The following is an 18618-nucleotide window of genomic DNA, read 5'->3' as shown; positions in this document are numbered from 1 at the left end:
CACTCTCTGTCAGCCACGAATAAATACTCGTGACTGTCCCGACTAAAAACGGCTAATGCACTTTAATTAATCAATTACCCGTTACGGTTCCGTACAGGTTTCATTAGTGGGTGAGCACACTGCACCACTGGCCATGGTTCGATTGATAATCACGAAATCTTTTTTTGAAACACCCCGTCCACCCGTAAACTTTTTCAAGGTGTAATGACATAACGCCGAACCCCGGTTTTGCATCGGCGCTATCAATCTTTCGTAATCGGTCACATGCACTTCAAAACCGTTTCTTGCCTGATCCGCACTCAAGGTGGTCGAGAACCGGTCCGCGGCCTTGGGAATGGGCGTGGTGCCATTCGGTCCCGCGCATCCCTGCCAGAACAACGTCACGATGTCCTTCTCGTCAAACACCGGGTTGCCTTCAATCCTCACGCGCACCCGCTCCCAGAGACGCGGTTTCGCACAGCAGTCAAGCGTCCCACTGATGCCAGCGTCAGGGAACGAAGGCTCTTGGAGACCTTCGATAATGATGATCGACACCTTGACGGGCGTGAATGGCGCCAACTGCTGGTTGACGCCATTGCTGGTGGTGTAATGAACCGGCAACGCCGGGTTCAGCCGGTCCTGGTCAATGACCGCCCATGGAATATTGAACGGCACTCTCTTGCCGGCAACGTCACCGCTCTGGACGATGTATTGCGCCACGGGCGTACTGATGCTCCCCCAATAAACTTCGATCGTGTGTCCTCGTTCAGGTGCGTCGAACAACGTCAGGAAGCCGTCGGCGTCCTCGCCGAAATCTTCGGTAAGCAATGTGTTCAGCACCTTGGATTTGGCGCCGTAGATCTCCAGCAAGGCAAGCTTGGGGTTCAACAACGCCGGCGCATTGGCGTGATCCTGGCCTGCCACCGTCAGGTTCACCGATACCAGGGTTTCTATTGATGGTTTGCTATCGGCGCCCCTTGTGCGCACGCGGTAAGTGACACGAGCATTCACCGGACCCAGCCCCTTGGCTGTGAGCGCACTCCACGGCACAGGGATCACGCAAGGAAAGTTGGCCGGGTCGACATCCTGCGGCGGCAGAACAGTGCCATCCCAGTCCAGCAGTACCTGATCGCCGCTCAACGGATTGTCATAGGCATCGATTTCGACCGTTACCGCCCCTTGGTTGACCGCCCCCTCCCGGGCGTGCTGACGATCGATCAAGCCTCTGTCCGACAGGGGGATGCGCGGAGGCTTGTGAATGGGCACCCCCGGGGTCAGATCGACGAACACAGGCAGCGGCCGCGAGCGCGGTCCACGGTTTCCGGCCCAGTCGCGCAAGCGATAATAGATGTATCGCTGCCCATGACCGCGCAAGCGAATTTCGTCTGCGTAGACGGTGATGATGAGTTGATCGTTATCGATATCCAACTGACTGAACGCCTGCTCGCGGATTTCGGTTTCGAAGTCCGGTGGCGTGTTGGTGTCCGTCCAGTAATAAATCGCCCGGTCACGGGCCTTCACGTCCAGATAGAGGCGTACTTTGAAACGAACCTGACCGTGCTCGTCCAAATAGTCATCGGTGATGTCGCCCACAAGATCCAGCAGTTCCAGCATCGCCGGTTCCTGGCCGTCATCCGGCGGCACTCTATCGACGGTGATGGTTTTTTTCAGCGATTCCGCGTCGTTGCCACCAATCTTGAGCTTGTACGACAGGTCGTAAACGCCAGATGCCAGGTCCCTTTGAGGCACCGAAACAATCTTGTCACCCGGATCAATGGGAATATCGAACGGGAACACCCCCGCCGTGTCGTCATCAAAGGGAAGCCCCCGTCGCCTGAAGCCCACCAACACGACGTCTTTTACGAATTCCGGCTCTGTCGAGAAGTCCCACGCCGGAATCGTGATTTTCAAATCGCGACTCAATACATCGCGAGGTAATAGCCCGTCCGGGCTCTCATTACCCTCTTCGTCTTTCAGGATATCCGGAACAATCGGTTCTGGAATAACCACAAGACTTGGTTCGTCATCGCCGCGTGCGTGTTGCGGATCCATCGACGACTCTTCTGGGGGCACCATTGCGAAACTCCACGGCAATTGAGCGGACAGTGTTCTCGCGCAGGGCAGTCGTGAAGATAAAACGGGCCGTTGACTGACGATGGCGTGGAACGTTTGTGACCCAATTAGATGCCTGGCGGAAAAAGCTGACTACTGTCAGAAATACTAGGTTTGCTTACCGTTTGTCGGGAAGTCGCTGGAAATAACTGAACAGTCAGCTCAGCGTGAGGCTGCATTTTTGTTGAGCAGAATGGGGGATGAACTCGCCGCGCGACCCAGCGGGAGCAGACTCCCTCGCCATAGGTTGGGGTTCACCGCAGAGTCGACTACCCTGCGGCAACGCCTACTGGGAAGCAGTTTCAGGCATGCAAACCCCGCCTCACGACCGTTCATCGCAAATACCTCCTCACCTGTAATTTCTGACAGTAGCCAACGCTCGCCACCTGCCCCTAAATAACCCAGAGCCTTTGCTTCCCACGCCCTGGAGTCTTCAGCATGCCTATTCAGCCCCCTCGCCTCCCGCCCCCCGAGACTCTGCGGCAACTGGAAATACCCGACCGTACGCAGCCGGCCCTGGAGGGGGGGGTGTGGGGGATCAATATTGCCGCCGCGCAGTTGCTGGCGCCCGACAAGGGGCTGAAAGTCTATTGTCCACCTTGGCAACTTATGGGTTTAGGTGACCACATCGAGCTGCTGCTCGACGGTGTTCAGGTCGACCAGACCACCATCGTCAAGCCAGAGGATGTCGGCGAGCGTGTCACCCTGTATGTCCCGCCCCGGAAGTTCGCGACCGGGGCCTATACGCTGCAATATCGGGTCAAGGTATTCAGCCAGTCTCCGGAAACTTCGCTGCCTCCGGTCGATATCTTCGTCAAACTCGAGCAACCCGGCGGCAAGGATGAAAACGGCAGTGACCCGGGGCATTCCGAGCTGAACATGTACATCGATCCGCGGATCATCAACGATGGCGTGGACAAGGCAACCGCCGAAACCGGCCTCGACATCATCATCAAGGCCAAACCCGGCAGTAGCAGTCTGTTGCCCTACCCCAACATGGCCAAGGGTGACCGCTGCAAATTGACCTGGGGCGGCTGGTTTTTGTATTCGCCACGGGTGACCCAGGATCACATCGATGACCCGCAAGGCCATCCACTGGTCATCCATGTCGACAAGGCCACCATCCTCGAAGCCGGCGATACCGACAGCCTGGCCGTAGCCTTTGAAGTACACGACATTGTCGACAACCGCTCCGAAGACTGGTGCGCCGCAGTGGGGATTGCCGTCGATACCGGCAACACGCGCCTGTCGCCTCCCATGGTCAAAGAGGCCTTCAATAGCGTTGTGGACATGGACAAACTGGGAGATGCGCCGCTGACCTTGCAGGTATTGGTCGACGCACCCGACTTCCGGATCGGTGATGTGATCATCGGCCTGGGCAAGGGCACCACGCTGGATGGCGAACCGATCAGCGTTGAAGTCCGCGGCGAGCCACTCACCAGCGTGGGCAACATCTACGAATTGGCCCTGCCAAGCGCCGACATACGTTTGCTGGCCAAAACCCAGGCCGTGTTCAGTTATCGCGTGGAACGCAGCGGGTCTGATGATCGCCCCTCCAAGGGGCGCTTCGTCAGTATCATCGGAGAAACCCGACGCCTGCTCGCGCCGATTGCCGTGGATGCGCAACAAGGGGCACTCGACCCTGATCTGGTTAACACCACCGCCTTCATCCCCTTTGATCCGATGATGCAGGTGGGCATGGTCATCGTTCTGCGCTGGGTCGGCACCCGCCAGGATTTCAGCGTCTACGACCCGGAACTGGACTGGCGCACCCTTAGCAAGGGCGATATCGACGACAAAGAACCGATCCCGATCATCGTCGAAGGCAAACACCTCAAAGCCATCGAGGGCGGTACGCTGGATTTGTTCTACGTGCTGATGGCCGAGGGCAGCGATGGAGGCATCATTCAACGCGAATCACTGCACCATGCTCTGTTGCGGGTGGGTGAACCGCTGCTGGAACTGGTCGCGCCCATCGTCCTCGGTGAAGCCGGCGGAACACTCGAGCCTAAGGACCTGCCCGGCGGTTCGAGCAAACTGACCGCCCCGGCTGCCGCCGAACCCACCAAAGCGGGAGACAAGGTCACCTATACCTGGCGCGGTTCGAAAACCGGCAAGACCAGCGACTCGGTGCCGATCAATTCGCTCAATGCCGGTAGAGCCATCGATTTCACCCTGAACCCGACCTTCGTCCAGACCCACATCGAACCCAATCGCGGCGGCACTGTGGACGCGATGTATGAAATCCTCAGGGTGGCGGCAGGCACCACGCCGGAACGTGTCAGCTACTCGCGGACGTTGAATTTCACTGTCGGCGAAGCCGTGCTGCTGACCCGGCCGAAGGTTCAGCAGGCCGAGGCCGATGGCACTACCTTGCAGCCGATCAAGGCCGTGGAAGCCCTGACCGTCAACATCGATTCGCAAGACTTGCTGCCCAGCGATCTGCTCAGCGTGACCTGGACCGGCGCACCCGGCACTGCCGCCGGCGGCTCGCACACTACCCCGGCAAGACCCATCAGTGAAACCACGCTGACAATCGAACTGCCGGTCACCGTGCTGGCATTCAACCTGGGCAAAACCGTCACCGTGACGTACACCGTGACCCGCAACGCTGTGCCCCGGACCTCGTTGCCGCTGTTGTTGAATGTCGGCACCCTGCCGGGCTCAAGCTTGATCCTGCCGGTGATCATGGACGCCGACAACAACGGCGCCGGTTCACAGTTCGATGTGAGTAAATTGACCGCTAATGCCACCTATCGCATGGGCGTCTGGCCGTTGATCGCCACAGGCCAATATGTCTGGCTGCGTCTGAAAGGGACGAACGCTGATGGCAGCAACTACAACCTTGAGATCCATAAAGCACCAGGCTCATATGTCAGCGACCAATGGATCACTCAAGGTTATTACGAGCGGAGCATCGCCTTTGCAGGTTTGAGAAACCTCAAAGATGGCAGCCCGCTGACCATGGAGTTCAAAGCCGCGTTCGGCAAGAGCACGGATGAGAGCGAGGCAGTGGTCTTCCCTGTGCGCACTTACACGATCAAAGCGGCTCTTGCTCTGGTTATCAATACCGAGCCTGTATCGCTTGGCGGCTGGATTTTCCGGTCCGATCACACCCCCACAAATCCTCCGGGTGGCAGTTTTGTCGACAGGCAGGCAAGTGGGGGCGTCCCACCCTATCAATACTCATCAAGCAACTCAGCGGCCGCAGAAGTGAATATCACCAATGGTCGGGTGATTTCCAAAGGCAACGGTACCGCTGTCGTTACGGTTCGAGATAGTGCAAACCAGACGGTGTCCTACCCTGTTTCAGTCTCGAATGTGTATCGAATCTTCGGAACCGGCGCGTTCAATACCTATACCCAATGCAGCAATGCGGCGGCTAATCAGGGTGGGCGAATTCCGTCCTTGGCGGAGTGGCATTCATATATCAGCACCTATGCGTGCTTAGCGACAGAAAGTGCATGGTGCTGGGCGGCTGATTCGGCCGGCACTGGCAAACGCTGGGCGATTTATCCGGCCACAGGAGAAACGAAGGCTTTAAGAGATCTGGGTTTTGGAGGCGACACGGCAAACGGGTACGGCATCAGGTAATCCGGGCTTGATACCCCGCAACAGCCACCTACTCAGGACAATCTGAATACAACGGATAAGGATAGGGATTTATCTGATGGCAATCGCGAGCAGGCTCGCTCATGCAATGGATCTTGCCGGGCACTTAACCAGTGACCAACGCAGATCCACTGTGGGAGCGGGCTTGCTCGCGAAGAGGCCAGAACTGTCAACGCCTATTCCTTGGGCACCACGTTATCCAGCACCTGATTCACCGCCAACTCCCCCAGCATCACCACTTGCGCAATGCCCAACACCGTATTACGACTCGGCCCCTCCAGCGTGCCGGCGAAATCGCCGAGCATGACCGTGGCCGAGGCCAGGGACTCGCAGGCGTTGGCCAGCAGGGATTCGGTGTCGGTTTGCGGGTTGACCATGAACATGCTGCTGGGGGTGTACGGCGTTGCCATGATGTTTGCGGGCGCGAGGTAGTGGTCGAGGGCGCGTTCGGCGGCTTCGTGGAGCTTTCTGGAGTTGAGGGATTCGTAGGGTGAAACCGGGTCTGTGATTGGCGGATTGGGCTTGGGTTCGGGCATCAGATGGAACTCCGATCGAGGCACTTTGAAAGGATGATGACCTGTAGGAGCTGCCGAAGGCTGCGATCTTTTGATCTTGTTTATTAGAAGCAAAATCAAAAGATCGCAGCCTGCGGCAGCTCCTACAGGGGACCGGGCAGTTAGTTCGGCACGCGGCGGCCGTCCAGTACCCGGTTGACCATCAGTTCACTGAGCATGATCACCTGATGCAGCATCAGCATGGCCCGGCGCTGTGGGTTGTCGATGGAGTCGCCGATATCGCGCGCCATGTCACTGGCGGCGGCTAATGACTCGCAGGCTTCGACGAGCAAGGTTTCTTCGTCCACGGTGGGGTCGATGAGGAAGATTCTGTTCGCCTTGCATGACGAGGTTGAAGGGATCGAGATCTTCAGGGCGCCGGGGTTGAGGTAGAAGTTGATGGCGCGGTCGGTTGCCGCTTTTATCTTCTGCGGGTCGAGGGCCGGGTCGTACGGGATCGAGGTGTCCGGGGGGTTGGGTGTGGCTTTGAACATAGGTGACTCGCTGTTTTGAATAAGTGAGGAGCCATCACTCTCGCTACCAAACGAAGGGTGGCGGCCATTTGTGGGTTGGTAGACCGGTCAAAACAGTAAACCCGGCGCTCCCGAAGGAACCCCACGCATGGCCACCATAAAGCAGAGTCCCAAAAACGGATCTGTAATGTGGCGCACGACTGTAATGAAACGGGCTACCAAACCCGATCACTGATTTTCAGTGACAGGGATACGATATAGCCCGCCCCATAGCCGTGTAAGCCGGCGGATTCTGGCGTACGCGTAGGTAACGGCGCAAGGCGTTGTAGCCGGTATGGCGTAACGGTTCGTGTACTTTAAACGCGGTTGCGGGGTGATGTTTATTTGCGGGGTTTGCTCTGTTGTTTTGATTTTGTCTGGTAGGCCGCCATCGCTGGCAAGCCAGCTCCCACAATTTGACCGAGTGCATTCAGTTGGGGATTGGTCAGCTGGGAGGCCGCTTTCGCGAGCAAGCTCGCTCCCACAGTTGGAATGCGTGCATTCAGGTGGGAGGTTGGTCGGCTGGGAGGCCGCCATCGTTGGCAAGCCAGCTCCCACAGTTGGAGTGTGTACATTCAGTTGGGGATTGGTCGGCTGGGAGCCGCTTTCGCGAGCAGGCTCGCTCCCACAGTTGGAATGCGTGCATTCAGGTGGGAGGTTGGTCGGCTGGGAGGCCGCTTTCGCGAGCAAGCCCGCTCCCACAGTTGGAATGCGTGCATTCAGGTGGGGATTGGTCGGCTGGTAGGCCGCCATCGCTGGCAAGCCAGCTCCCACAATTTGACCGAGTGCATTCAGTTGGGGATTGGTCGGCTGGGAGGCCGCTTTCGCGAGCAGGCTCGCTCCCACAGTTGGAATGCGTGCATTCAGGTGGGAGGTTGGTCGGCTGGGAGGCCGCTTTCGCGAGCAGGCTCGCTCCCACAGTTGGAATGCGTGCATTCAGGTGGGAGGTTGGTCGGCTGGGAGGCCGCCATCGCTGGCAAGCCAGCTCCCACCATTTGACTGAGTGCATTCAGTTGGGGATTGATCAGTTGGGAGGCCGCTTTCGCGAGCAAGCCCGCTCCCACAGGGTAGCCTTGTTGTTCACAAATGCTGAGTACCCTAAATCCAATGTGGGAGCGAGCTTGCTCGCGAAGGCTGACTCACTGGCAACGCAGTTCTCCAGACAGACAAAACCCGCCGTCCCGACGGCTCGGGGCGGCGGGTTTTGTCGTTTCAGGCCTTGATCACACCGTGTCCACTTTCAGCGAATGATCATTGAGCATGCCGCTGATGATCGTCGCCGTGTCGTGCCCGCCGGCTACCACCCCACCCGCCCCCGGGGTCACGCCGTAGTGGCTGGCGAGGTTGACGCCGGCCAGGTCGATGGTCTGGTTCGGCGTGGCGCCGGCCATGGCGCTGACGTCGATGCTGGTGAGCACCGAGGCGCCGCTGCCGGTGACGGTGAAGTGCAGGTAGTCGTCGAGCGACGCGGTGGTGCCGTTTTCACCTTGCAGCAGTTGCGACAGGTCGAGCTTGTCGGTGCCGGGGGTGAAATCGGTGATGGTGTCGTGGCCACTGTTGCCCTTGAGGTACTGGAAGGTATCCGCGCCTGCCCCGCCAGTCAGGGTGTTGTTGCCCATGCCGCCGATCAGCAGGTCATCGCCGCCGCCACCGTTGAGGATGTCGTTACCCAGGCCGCCGTTGATCACGTTGTTATTGTTGTCGCCGGTCAGGGTGTCGTTGAAGTTCGAGCCGACCAGATTTTCGATGTTGCTGATCGTGTCGGTGCCGGCGCCGATGGTGTTTTGCGCACCGAGCAGGCCGAGGTTGACCGTGACCCCGGCGGTGGCGTGGGCATAGCTGACCGTGTCGATGCCGGTGCCGCCGTCGAGAATGTCGTTGCCCGGGCCGCTGTAGAGCAAGTCGTTGCCCGCGCCGCCGTGCATCTCGTTGTTGCCGGAACCGGCGGTCAGTACGTCGTTGCCGTCGCCGCCATTGAGGATGTTGTTGCCGGTGCCCGCCACCAGAATGTCATCCCCGGCAGTGCCGGTGAGGGTGTGGCCATCCTGATAGGTGATGCTGACGTTGGCCGTGTCGCTGCCGCCATGGTTGTCATTGGCGGTGTAGGTGCCGTGGAAATCCGGCGTCACGTCGTGGGCGCCGGCGTAGTTGACCGTCATGGTCAGTTGATAGTTTTCCGCTGCCGTCGGATTGCTGCCGCTGGTGTTGCTGATGTTGGTCACGTGGATCTGGTAGGTGCCATCGGCACCGGCAGTGATGGTGCCGCCATCGGCGATGCTGACGAACGCGCCGCCGTTGACCGAGTACTCCATGGTGACGTGGCCGGCCGCGAGGTTGTGATCCAGGTTCAGCGTTTCGCCCTGTTTCAGTTTGACGGTGATCAAGTCTTCATCGTTGGCATTGGCGCTGGTCACCGCACCGAGGTAACCGCTGACCACCAGCACGGCGGTCATCGCTGCGGTGTTGGCGGCGAACGCAGCGCGTACGTCGGCCAGGTTCTGGTTGGCGGCGGTGTTGCCGGTGCCGGCGAAGTTGATCGCGCCAGTGCCGGTGAAGTCCGCGCCCTTGGCCACCCATCCGGTGTTGAAGCTGGTCGGCGAGGCGTTGAGCGTGTCGCCGTCCGGATCGGTGTCGTTGGCCAGCAACAGTTCGCCCGGCACGGTGATGTTGCTCGACAGCACGTTGGTGATGACGTGGTCGTCCGTCGCCACCGGTGGCGAGTTGGGGATCACTTTCACGGTCAGCGTCGAGCTGGCGAGGTCGCCGTCGTTGTCGCTGAGGGTGAAACCGATGTTCTCGGTGATCACCGTGGTTGTGGTTTTCTGCGAGGTGTAGCTGTAGTCACCGGTGTCGAGGTTGATCACCAGCGTGCCGCTGTTGTTGGTGGCGATGCTGATCGTGTTGTTCACGGTGTTGAACGTGCCGTGGTTGGTGCCGCCGGATGCGGTCAACGAACCCTGGCCGCTGTTGGCGCGCGGGTCATAGGTGTAGGTGGTGCCGTCGACCACGATCGATTTGATGAAGCCGCCATCGGCGCCGAACGTACCGCCCTCGCCCAGCAGCGAACCGGTGACCGGGGCGCCTTCGACGGTGCCCGACAGCACCGAGTTGAGCTGATTGAGGTCGGTGACCACCACCGCGTTGGTGTTGGTGTGGCTGATGCCGTCATAGGCCAGCGGATCGAGGTTGGCGTTGCTCACGCCGCTGCCCAGACCGATCGCGTAGTTCTTGATGTTGTTGGCATCGAGGAAGGCTTTGAGTGCGGTCTCATCGGCGGTGCCGATTTCCTGGCCAGTGGTCGGTTTGCCGTCGGAGAAGAAGTAACCGACGTTCTGCGCCCCGGTGAGTTTGCCCGAGGTGTTGAACGCGGTCTGCATCGTTGCCACGGCCGCGTCGTAGTTGGTACCGCCACCCGCCGTGAGACCGGCGAGCAGCGATTTGGCGGTCGCCACGTCAACCCATACCGAGGTCCTGTCGGTGGCGCTGCTGCTGAAGGTGACGAGTTGCACCTTCACATCGCCGAGGTCGTCGTATTTGTCGAGCAAGGCACTGATCGCCTGTTTCGCCAGATCCAGTCGCGACAGGCCCGGCACGCCGGACGGGTCGACCATGCTGCCGGAGATGTCGAGGACGATCAGCAGGTTGGAATCGATTTCCACCGCCGCCACCGAACGATCCGACGCCACGGCTTTGGGCACGTCATCGACGATGTTGACTACAATCGTGCTGGTGGTGCTGTTGCCCAGCGCATCGGTGGCTTTGTAGGTAAAACTTTCGCTCAGGGTGTTGGCGCCGTCGTTGGCGTTCGGCGTGGTTTTCGGTGCCGAGGTCAGGGTGTAAGTGTAAGTGCCGTCGGCGTTGAGCTGGATCTGCCCATAAGTGCCGGTGGCGCTGCCGACCAGGGTGTAGGTGAGCGCCCCGCTGCCGCCGGTGACCGCACCGACCAGTGTGCCGGTGGCGGTTTCGCCGGTGTTGGTCGGGTCGCTGCCGGTGACCGTGCCGGGGGCCAGGTCCTGGCCGTCCTTGCTCAGGTCGAGGGCTTTTTCGTAGACCGTCACGTCCTGATCGACCGACGCAATCAGTTTGCTGTCGGCAACGTTGATGGTGATGGTGGTGGTGCTTTCGTCACCGTCGCCGTCGCGGATGGTGTAGGTGAAGGTGTCGGTGGCGCCCGGTGGGCTCACCGAGTTCGGATTGCTGTGGTAGATGGCGTTGCCCGCCGCGTCCAGGGTCAGGTAGCCGTAGGCGCCGTTGATGTTGCTGTTGAGGCCGCCGATGGCCGAGGTCGCGGTGTTGCTGCCGGCGCGCACGCCGACCACTGCCCCGCCTGCCGCTGCGCCATCGGCGCCAGTGACGTCGTTGCCGAGCACGCTGATATTGACCGTGCCGCCCTCCGCCACCGAGCCGGTGTCGGCCTTGGCGGTCGGCAGGTCATCGATGATGTTGACGTTGATCTGGCCGCTGGCGGTGCTGCCGTCGGTGTCAGTCGCGACCACGTTGAAGTTTTCGGTGAGGCTGTTGGCGCCGTTGCCGGTCGGGTGCGCTTCGTTATCCACCAGGGTATAGCTGTAACTGACCACGCCGGTCGCCGGGTTGTAACCGGTGACGGTGAACGTACTGCCCAGCGGCGACACCACCGATTGCGGGAAGCCTGCGGCGACCCCGTTGGTCACGACGACAATGCCACCGACAGTGAGGGTTTGCAGGCCATCCAGGGCCGTGACGGTGAACGTACCGCTCTGGGTCAGCGCCGGAGTATCGGGGCTGGTGCCGTCACTGAGGTTTTTCTCGTAGACGGTGAGTTCGCCGCCATTGACGTCGAGGCCGTTGAGCACCACCGGATCGTCGTTGTTGTGGATGTTCAGCACCAGGTTGGCGGTGCTGGTATCGCCGTCGGCATCGGTGAGCGTGTAGGTGAATGTCTCGGTGCCGTTTCCACCGCCGTGCAGCGCCTTGAAATCGGCGTCAGCCGGGTTAAGCGTGTAGGTGTAAGTGCCGTTGGCATTGAGCACCAGCGTGCCGTAAGTCCCGGTGAACGTACCGGCAGTGATCGGCCCGGCATTCGGTCCGGTGGCGACCACGTCCGCGCCTTGCACGTCGTTAGTCAGCACGTTGCCGGTCAGGGTCAGCTGGGTTTCCGAGGCACTGGTGGCGTTGCTGTCGTTGAGGGCTTTGGGCACGTCATCGACGATGCTGACGACGATGGTGCTGGTGACCACATTGCCCAGCGAATCGGTGGCCTGATAGGTGAAGGTTTCAGTCAGGGTGTTGGCCCCGTCGTCGGCATGCGGTGTGGTGGTCGCCGGCGAGGTCAGTGTGTAGGTGTAAGTGCCGTTGGGGTTGAGCACGATCTGCCCGTAGTTGCCGGTGGCACTGCCGACCAGCGCATAGCTGATGGCGCCGACCGCACCGGTGACCGAACCGACCAGTGTGCCGGAGGCGGTTTCGCCCGTATTGGTCGGGTCGCTGCCGATGACCGTACCCGGGGCCAGATCGGCGCCGTCCTTGGTCAGGTCGAGGGCTTTTTCGTAGACGGTGACGTCGGTGTCGCTGGTCGCATACAGCTTGCTGTTGGCGACATCGATGGTGATGGTGGTGGTGCTTTCATCGCCATCGGAGTCGCGCACGGTGTAGGTGAACACATCCACCGCGCCGGGGCCGTTCACGGCATTGGGGTTGCTGTGATAGACCGCGTTGCCGTTGGTGTCCAGCGTCAGGTAACCGTAGCTGCCATTGATGTTGCTGTTGAGGCCGCCGATGGCCGAGGTCGAGGTGTCGGAGCCGGCGCGCACACCGACCACCGCGCCGGTCACCGCCGGGCCGTCGGCGCCGCCGATGTCATTGTCGAGCACGTTGCCGCTGACGGTGCCGCCCTCCGCCACCGAGGCGGAATCGGCGTGCGCGCTCGGCAAGTCATCAATGATGTTGACGTTGATCTGGCCGCTGGCGGTGCTGCCATCGGTGTCAGTCGCCACCACGTTGAAATTCTCGGTAATGCTGTTGGCGCCGTTGCCGTTCGGATGGGTTTCGTTATCGACCAGGGTGTAGCTGTAGCTGACCACGCCGGTCGCCGGGTTGTAGCCGGTGATGGTCAGCGTGCTGCCCAACGGCGTGACGGTTGATTGCGGGAAGCCTGCGGCCACACCACCGGTGACGACGTTGATGCCGCCCACGGTCAGGGTTTGCAGACCGTCGAGCGCGGTCACGGTGAAGGTACCGCTCTGAGTCAGCGCCGATGCATCGGGACTGGTGCCGTCGCTGAGGTTTTTCTCATAGACCGTGAGTTCGCCACCATTCACGTCGAGACCGTTGAGGGTCACCGGATCGTCGTTGTTGTGGATCTGCAGGACGAGATTCGCAGTGCTGGTATCGCCGTCCGAGTCAGTGAGGGTGTAGGTGAAATTTTCCGTGCCGTTGCCGCCGCCGTGCAGGTTTTTGAAGTCGGCGTCGTTGGTGTTCAGCGTGTAGGTGTAAGTGCCGTCGGTGTGCAGTTCCAGCGTGCCATAGGTGCCAGTGAACGTACCGGCGGTGACCGGGCCGGTGGGTACGCGGTCGGCGCCCTGCACGTCGTTGGTGAGGACGTTGCCGGTCAGGGTCAACTGACTTTCCGACGCGGTGTTGGCGTTGCTGTCGTTCACGGCTTTTGGCAGGTCGTCGATGATGTTCACATCGAGGGTTGCGTTGGCGGTGGTGCCGTTGTCGTCCACCACGGTGACGGCGAACTGTTCAGGCAGATTGTTGGCACCGTTGGCGGTTGGGTGTGCCTCGTTGTCGACCAGGGTGTAGCTGTAGCTGACGACACCGGTGGTGGCGTTGAAACCGGTGATGGTCAGCGTACTGCCCAGCGGTGTGGTCACCGATTGCGGGAAGCCTGCGGCTACACCGTTGGTGACCACGGCGATGCCACCGACGGTCAGGGTCGTCACGCCGTCCAGCGCAGTGATGGTGAAGGTGCCGCTTTGGGTCAGTGCGGTGGAGTCCGGGGCGCTGCCATCGCTGAGGTTTTTTTCGTAAACGGTGAGTTCGCCGCCGTTTACATCAAGACCGTTGATGGTCACCGGATCGTCGTTGTTGTGGATCTGCAGGACGAGGGTCGCGGTGCTGGCATCGCCATCGGAATCGGTGATGGTGTAGGTGAAGGTTTCGGTGCCATTGCCGCCACCGTGCAGGTTTTTGAAGTCGGCGTCGGTGGTGTTCAGCGTGTAGGTGTAGGTGCCGTCGGTGTGCAGTTCCAGGGTGCCGTAGGTGCCGGTGAAAGTCCCGGCAGTCACTGGGCCGGTCGGTACGCGGTCGGCGCCTTGCACGTCGTTGGTCAGGACGTTACCGGTGAGGGTCAGATTGGTTTCTGACGCGGTGCCAGTGTTGCTGTCATCCACCGCCTTGGGCAGATCATCGACCACATTCACATCAAGCGTTGCGTTGGCGGTAGTGCCATTGTCGTCGACCACCGTGACGCCGAACTGTTCGGAAAGCGAGTTGGCGCCATTGGCAGTCGGATGCGCATCGTTGTGATCGAGGGTGTAGCTGTAGCTGACCACTCCGGTTGCTGCGTTGAAACCAGTAATAGTCAACGTGCTGCCCAACGGTGTAGTGACCGATTGTGGGAAGCCTGCCGCCACGCCATTCGTCACGACAGCGATGCCACCCACTGTCAGCGTGGTAACACCGTCCAAAGCGGTGATGGTGAAGGTGCCGCTTTGTGTCAGCGCGTTGGCATCCGGAGTGCTACCGGTGCTGAGGTTTTTTTCGTAAACCGTCAGCTCGCCGCCGTTCACGTCCAGGCCGCTGATGACCACTGGGTCGTCGTTGTTGTGGATTTGCAAGACGAGATTCGCAGTGCTGGTGTCGCCATCCGAGTCAGTGATGGTGTAGGTGAAATTCTCGGTGCCATTGCCGCCGCCGTGCAGGTTTTTGAAGTCGGCGTCAGTTGGGTTGAGCGTGTAGGTGTAAGTGCCGTCGGTGTGCAGTTCGAGGGTGCCGTAAGTGCCGGTGAAAGTCCCGGCGGTGACTGGGCCGGTCGGTACGCGGTCAGCGCCCTGCACGTCGTTGGTCAGCACGTTGCCGGTGAGGGTCAGGTTGGTTTCTGAAGCGGTATTGGCGTTGCTGTCGTTCACCGCTTTTGGCAGGTCGTCGATGATGTTCACATCGAGGGTTGCGTTGGCGGTGGTGCCGTTGTCATCGACCACGGTGACGGCGAACTGCTCGGGCAGGTTGTTTGCGCCATTGGCGGTTGGATGCGCGTCATTGTGATCGAGGGTGTAGCTGTAACTCACCACGCCGGTGGTGGCATTGAAACCGGTGATGGTTAGCGTGCTGCCCAACGGTGTGGTCACCGATTGCGGGAAGCCTGCTGCCACGCCATTGGTCACGACAGCAATACCGCCGACGGTCAGCGTGGTAACGCCATCCAGTGCGGTGATAGTGAACGTGCCACTCTGGGTCAGCGCATTGGCATCCGGCTCGCTACCGCTGCCGAGGTTTTTTTCATAAACCGTCAGCTCGCCACCCTCAACGTTCAAGCCGTTGATCACCACCGGATCGTCGTTGTTGTGAATCTGCAAAACCAGATTCGCAGTGCTGGTATCGCCGTCCGAATCGGTGAGGGTGTAGGTGAAAGTCTCGGTGCCATTGCCGCCACCGTGCAGCGCTTTGAAATCCGCGTCGCTGGCGTTGAGGGTGTAGGTGTACGTGCCATTGGCATTCAACACCAACGTGCCGAAAGTGCCGGTGAAAGTGCCGGCAGTGACCGGCCCGGTGGGCACACGGTCGGCACCTTGCACGTCGTTGGTCAGGACATTGCCGGTCAAGGTCAACTGGGTTTCCGAGGCGGTGTTGGCGTTGCTGTCATTCGCCGCTTTGGGCACGTCATCAATGATGTTGACGTCAAGCGAGCCGGTGGCGCTGTCGCCATTGCTGTCGCTTGCGGTCACCGTGAAATGTTCACTGAGGCTGTTGGCGCCGTCACCGGCCGGATGGGCATCGTTGCCGTTGAGGGTGTAGCTGTAGCTGACCACGCCGGTGCTGGCGTTATACCCGGTGATGGTCAGGGTGTTGCCCAGTTGTGTGGTGATCGACTGCGGGAAACCGGCCGCCACACCAGCGCTGATTACATTGATGCCGCCGATGTTCAGGCTGTTCAGACCGTCCGGTGCCGACACCGTGAAGCTGCCGCTCTGGGTCAGCGCGCCGGGGTTGGCCGAGGAGCCGGCAGGCAGGTTGGCTTCGTTGAGGGTCAGCTCACCGCCAGGCACGGCGAGGCCACTGAGGGTCACCAGATTGTTGACCGGTGGCGGCACGATCGGCGTGTTGTCGCCATTGTCGATGACTGCGTTATGGCGCTCTTCGGGAAACTCGGGAATACCGTTGAAACCGGCGGTCGGGAAGCCGATCACCGGATCCACGCGCCCACCGACTTCCGTCAGCAGGACAAAACTGTGGCCGCCACCCAACTCACCTGGCGCGCCGCCCGGTGCATTCGGGCCGGCGGCGGTGGCCTCTGCCGCTTTGGTCGGGTCTTCACCGGCAGCGATGGCTTTCTGAATCTGCTCGACGTCAGTCAGTTGTGCTTCGCTGGGGGTCAGTGCTTCAGGGGAATCGACATGCACTGCCTGATTGGCCAGCAGTTGTCCGGACATGGTCATGCTGCTGTCGCGGCCCAGGGTCAACTCGTGGCCATTTTGCAGATGAATGGCGACGGCACCTTCTGCGCCGGTGATCACTTGATCGCCGACAAACAAGCGGTCGCCCTCGACCAGGGCGCGGCGAGTGCCGTCGGTGCCCTGCGCAAAAACCTGACCAATGACTTTAGTGACGATCCCGATGAGCGTTGCCATGTGAAATTCCTCCGCTGCCGACCACCGTCGGCACTGGTTCGCGAAGCAGCCCATGGCTCAATCGGGTTGTCGGGGCGACGCTCGCACCTCGACAGTTCGTTTCGCAGGTTGCGCAAACGAGGAAACTTCAGTGCTTTCAAGCACTTCCGCGTCCTGATCGATGCAGCACACCCACTAACGCTACGTAACGGTGGTGAATCACCCGAGTGACAAAAATCTGTCGCTCATCTGCCGCTACGCGTCCCTCCCCTTCAGCAGTACTTCGCCGTATGTCGCAAAGTGAATGGAACTTTCCTCAAGCCTTTTTGTGCTCCCTAAAGCGCATGAAACAAAGGCTTTCGCCCTGAACAATGTGCCGGTTTTCGCCAAGCGCATAAGTTTTTTTCGGCATAAGCCTTATGAAAATTTTTTCTTAGCTACGCTTCAGGATGTTCTTAGCTCTGTTGTTACAAGAGTGAAACGCTTACACCTCAAATTATCGTCAAATATTTGGCGACAGTAACGCACCATCAGGATCAGGGAGATGCACCCCATGCGCGTTTTAACCCCCCTCTGCAGCGCGGTTTTGCTGGCCATGGCTTGCACTTCCCAAGCCCAGGCCATGAATCTGACCGAAGCGATTCAAAGCACCATCGCCACCCACCCAGACCTCGCCTCGCGCGTGGACGCCAAACTGTCCGCCGATGAACAAGTGAAAGTGGCCAAGGGTGGCTTCTATCCGTCCGTCGATCTGAATGCCGCTTACGGGCGCGGTTACAGCGACAACACCAATACCCGGGCTTTCGGTAATCACCACACCGAAATCCTCAATTACACCCAGTCGGAACTGCGCCTGCGGCAGATGATCTTCGACGGCTTCAACACCGCCAACGAGGTCGAGCGCACCAAGGGCGTTTCCAACTCGCGCGCCTATTACGCGCAAGGCACCGCTCAGGATCTGGCGTTGCGTACCATCGAGGTCTACCTCGAAGTGCTCAAGCGCCGTGAACTGGTGACCCTGGCCCGGAACAACCTGCAAGCGCACTTGCGCGTCAACGATCAGATCGGGCTGCGCACCCAGCGCGGCATCGGCAGCACCGCCGACTCCGATCAGTCGGTCGCCCGTAAGGCGCTGGCGCAGAACAACCTCGACACCGCCGAAGTCGATCTGGCCGACGCCGAATCGAATTTCTACGCCGTGGTCGGGCGCATGCCCGATGAACTGGAAGCGCCACCGTCGACCCGCGGCGAGGTTCCTGCCAGCCTGCCGGAAGCCCAGCAGAGCATGGTCGAGAACAACCCGTACCTGAAATCCGCGCAGGCGGACGTGCAGTCGGCCGAGAGCCAGTATGAAGTTGCCAAGTCGCCGTTCTACCCACGTTTCGATGCCGAGGCCGCAGTGGGTGCGAACAACAACGTGCAGGGCGATGAAGGCCACGACAACGAATGGCGCGTCGGCGTGATCATGAATTACAACCTGTTCCGTGGCGGCAGCGACAAGGCTCGTCTGGCCTCCGATGCGCACCAGATCAATCAGGCGATGGACATCCGCAACAACGCCCTGCGTCAGTTGAACGAGAACATTCACCTGGCCTGGAACGCCATGGTCAACGCGAACAAACAGACCCCGACCGCCCGTGAATACGCCGAGACCACCAAGCGTGTACGTGCGGCGTATCAGGATCAGTTCGGCCTCGGCCAACGCACCCTGCTCGACTTGCTCGACAGTGAAAACGAGCTTTACAACGCCAACCGTCGCTACACCGAAATCCGCTACACCGAGGAATATTCGATGTACCGCGTGCTGGCGAACATGGGCCAGTTGCTGAGCAAACAGAGGGTGGTGCTGCCGGCGGATGCGATTGCGGCGACCGAAGTCAAAAACGAAGCACGCCTGCCTGAGCTGAAGTAAGTCCCACGACCCTTTGTGGCGAGGGAGCTTGCTCCCGCTGGGTTGCGCAGTGACCCCAAAGATTTGAGCAGCAATGAGTTCCATGGGGCTGCTGCGCAGCCATCGGGGATAAATCCCCTCGCCAC

Annotated in this window: 6 protein-coding genes; 2 read left to right on the top strand and 4 right to left on the bottom strand. The window is 60.2% G+C overall.

The window, feature by feature from the left end; genetic code table 11:
• Positions 1-81 precede the first annotated feature (81 nt).
• Positions 82-2031, bottom strand: coding sequence for a hypothetical protein (locus ACOYXI_RS26780; protein WP_461675481.1), 1950 nt, complete (start codon positions 2029-2031; stop codon positions 82-84).
• Positions 2032-2529: 498 nt separating this feature from the next.
• Here ACOYXI_RS26780 and ACOYXI_RS26775 point away from each other — a divergent pair, with 498 nt between their 5' ends.
• On the top strand, positions 2530-5685 hold the full coding sequence (locus ACOYXI_RS26775) for a hypothetical protein (protein ID WP_461675480.1): 3156 nt from the start codon (positions 2530-2532) through the stop codon (positions 5683-5685).
• A 194-nt stretch (positions 5686-5879) separates the two neighbouring features.
• Here ACOYXI_RS26775 and ACOYXI_RS26770 read toward each other — a convergent pair whose 3' ends face one another.
• The 3 genes from ACOYXI_RS26770 to ACOYXI_RS26760 form a co-directional block, all read right to left on the bottom strand.
• Positions 5880-6239, bottom strand: coding sequence for a DUF6124 family protein (locus ACOYXI_RS26770; RefSeq protein ID WP_461675479.1), 360 nt, complete (start codon positions 6237-6239; stop codon positions 5880-5882).
• A 140-nt stretch (positions 6240-6379) separates the two neighbouring features.
• Positions 6380-6751 (bottom strand): DUF6124 family protein, encoded by a 372-nt coding sequence (locus ACOYXI_RS26765; RefSeq protein WP_115987986.1) that lies wholly within the window; start codon positions 6749-6751, stop codon positions 6380-6382.
• Positions 6752-7992: 1241 nt separating this feature from the next.
• Positions 7993-16602, bottom strand: a complete 8610-nt coding sequence (locus ACOYXI_RS26760) for a retention module-containing protein (RefSeq protein WP_461675478.1) — start codon at positions 16600-16602, stop codon at positions 7993-7995.
• Positions 16603-17134: 532 nt separating this feature from the next.
• Here ACOYXI_RS26760 and ACOYXI_RS26755 point away from each other — a divergent pair.
• On the top strand, positions 17135-18493 hold the full coding sequence (locus ACOYXI_RS26755; protein WP_027614579.1) for a TolC family outer membrane protein: 1359 nt from the start codon (positions 17135-17137) through the stop codon (positions 18491-18493).
• Positions 18494-18618 lie beyond the last annotated feature (125 nt).

It is taken from the genome of Pseudomonas sp. G3-19, from assembly GCF_054855875.1.
This window is presented reverse-complemented; position numbering and strand designations above follow the sequence as displayed.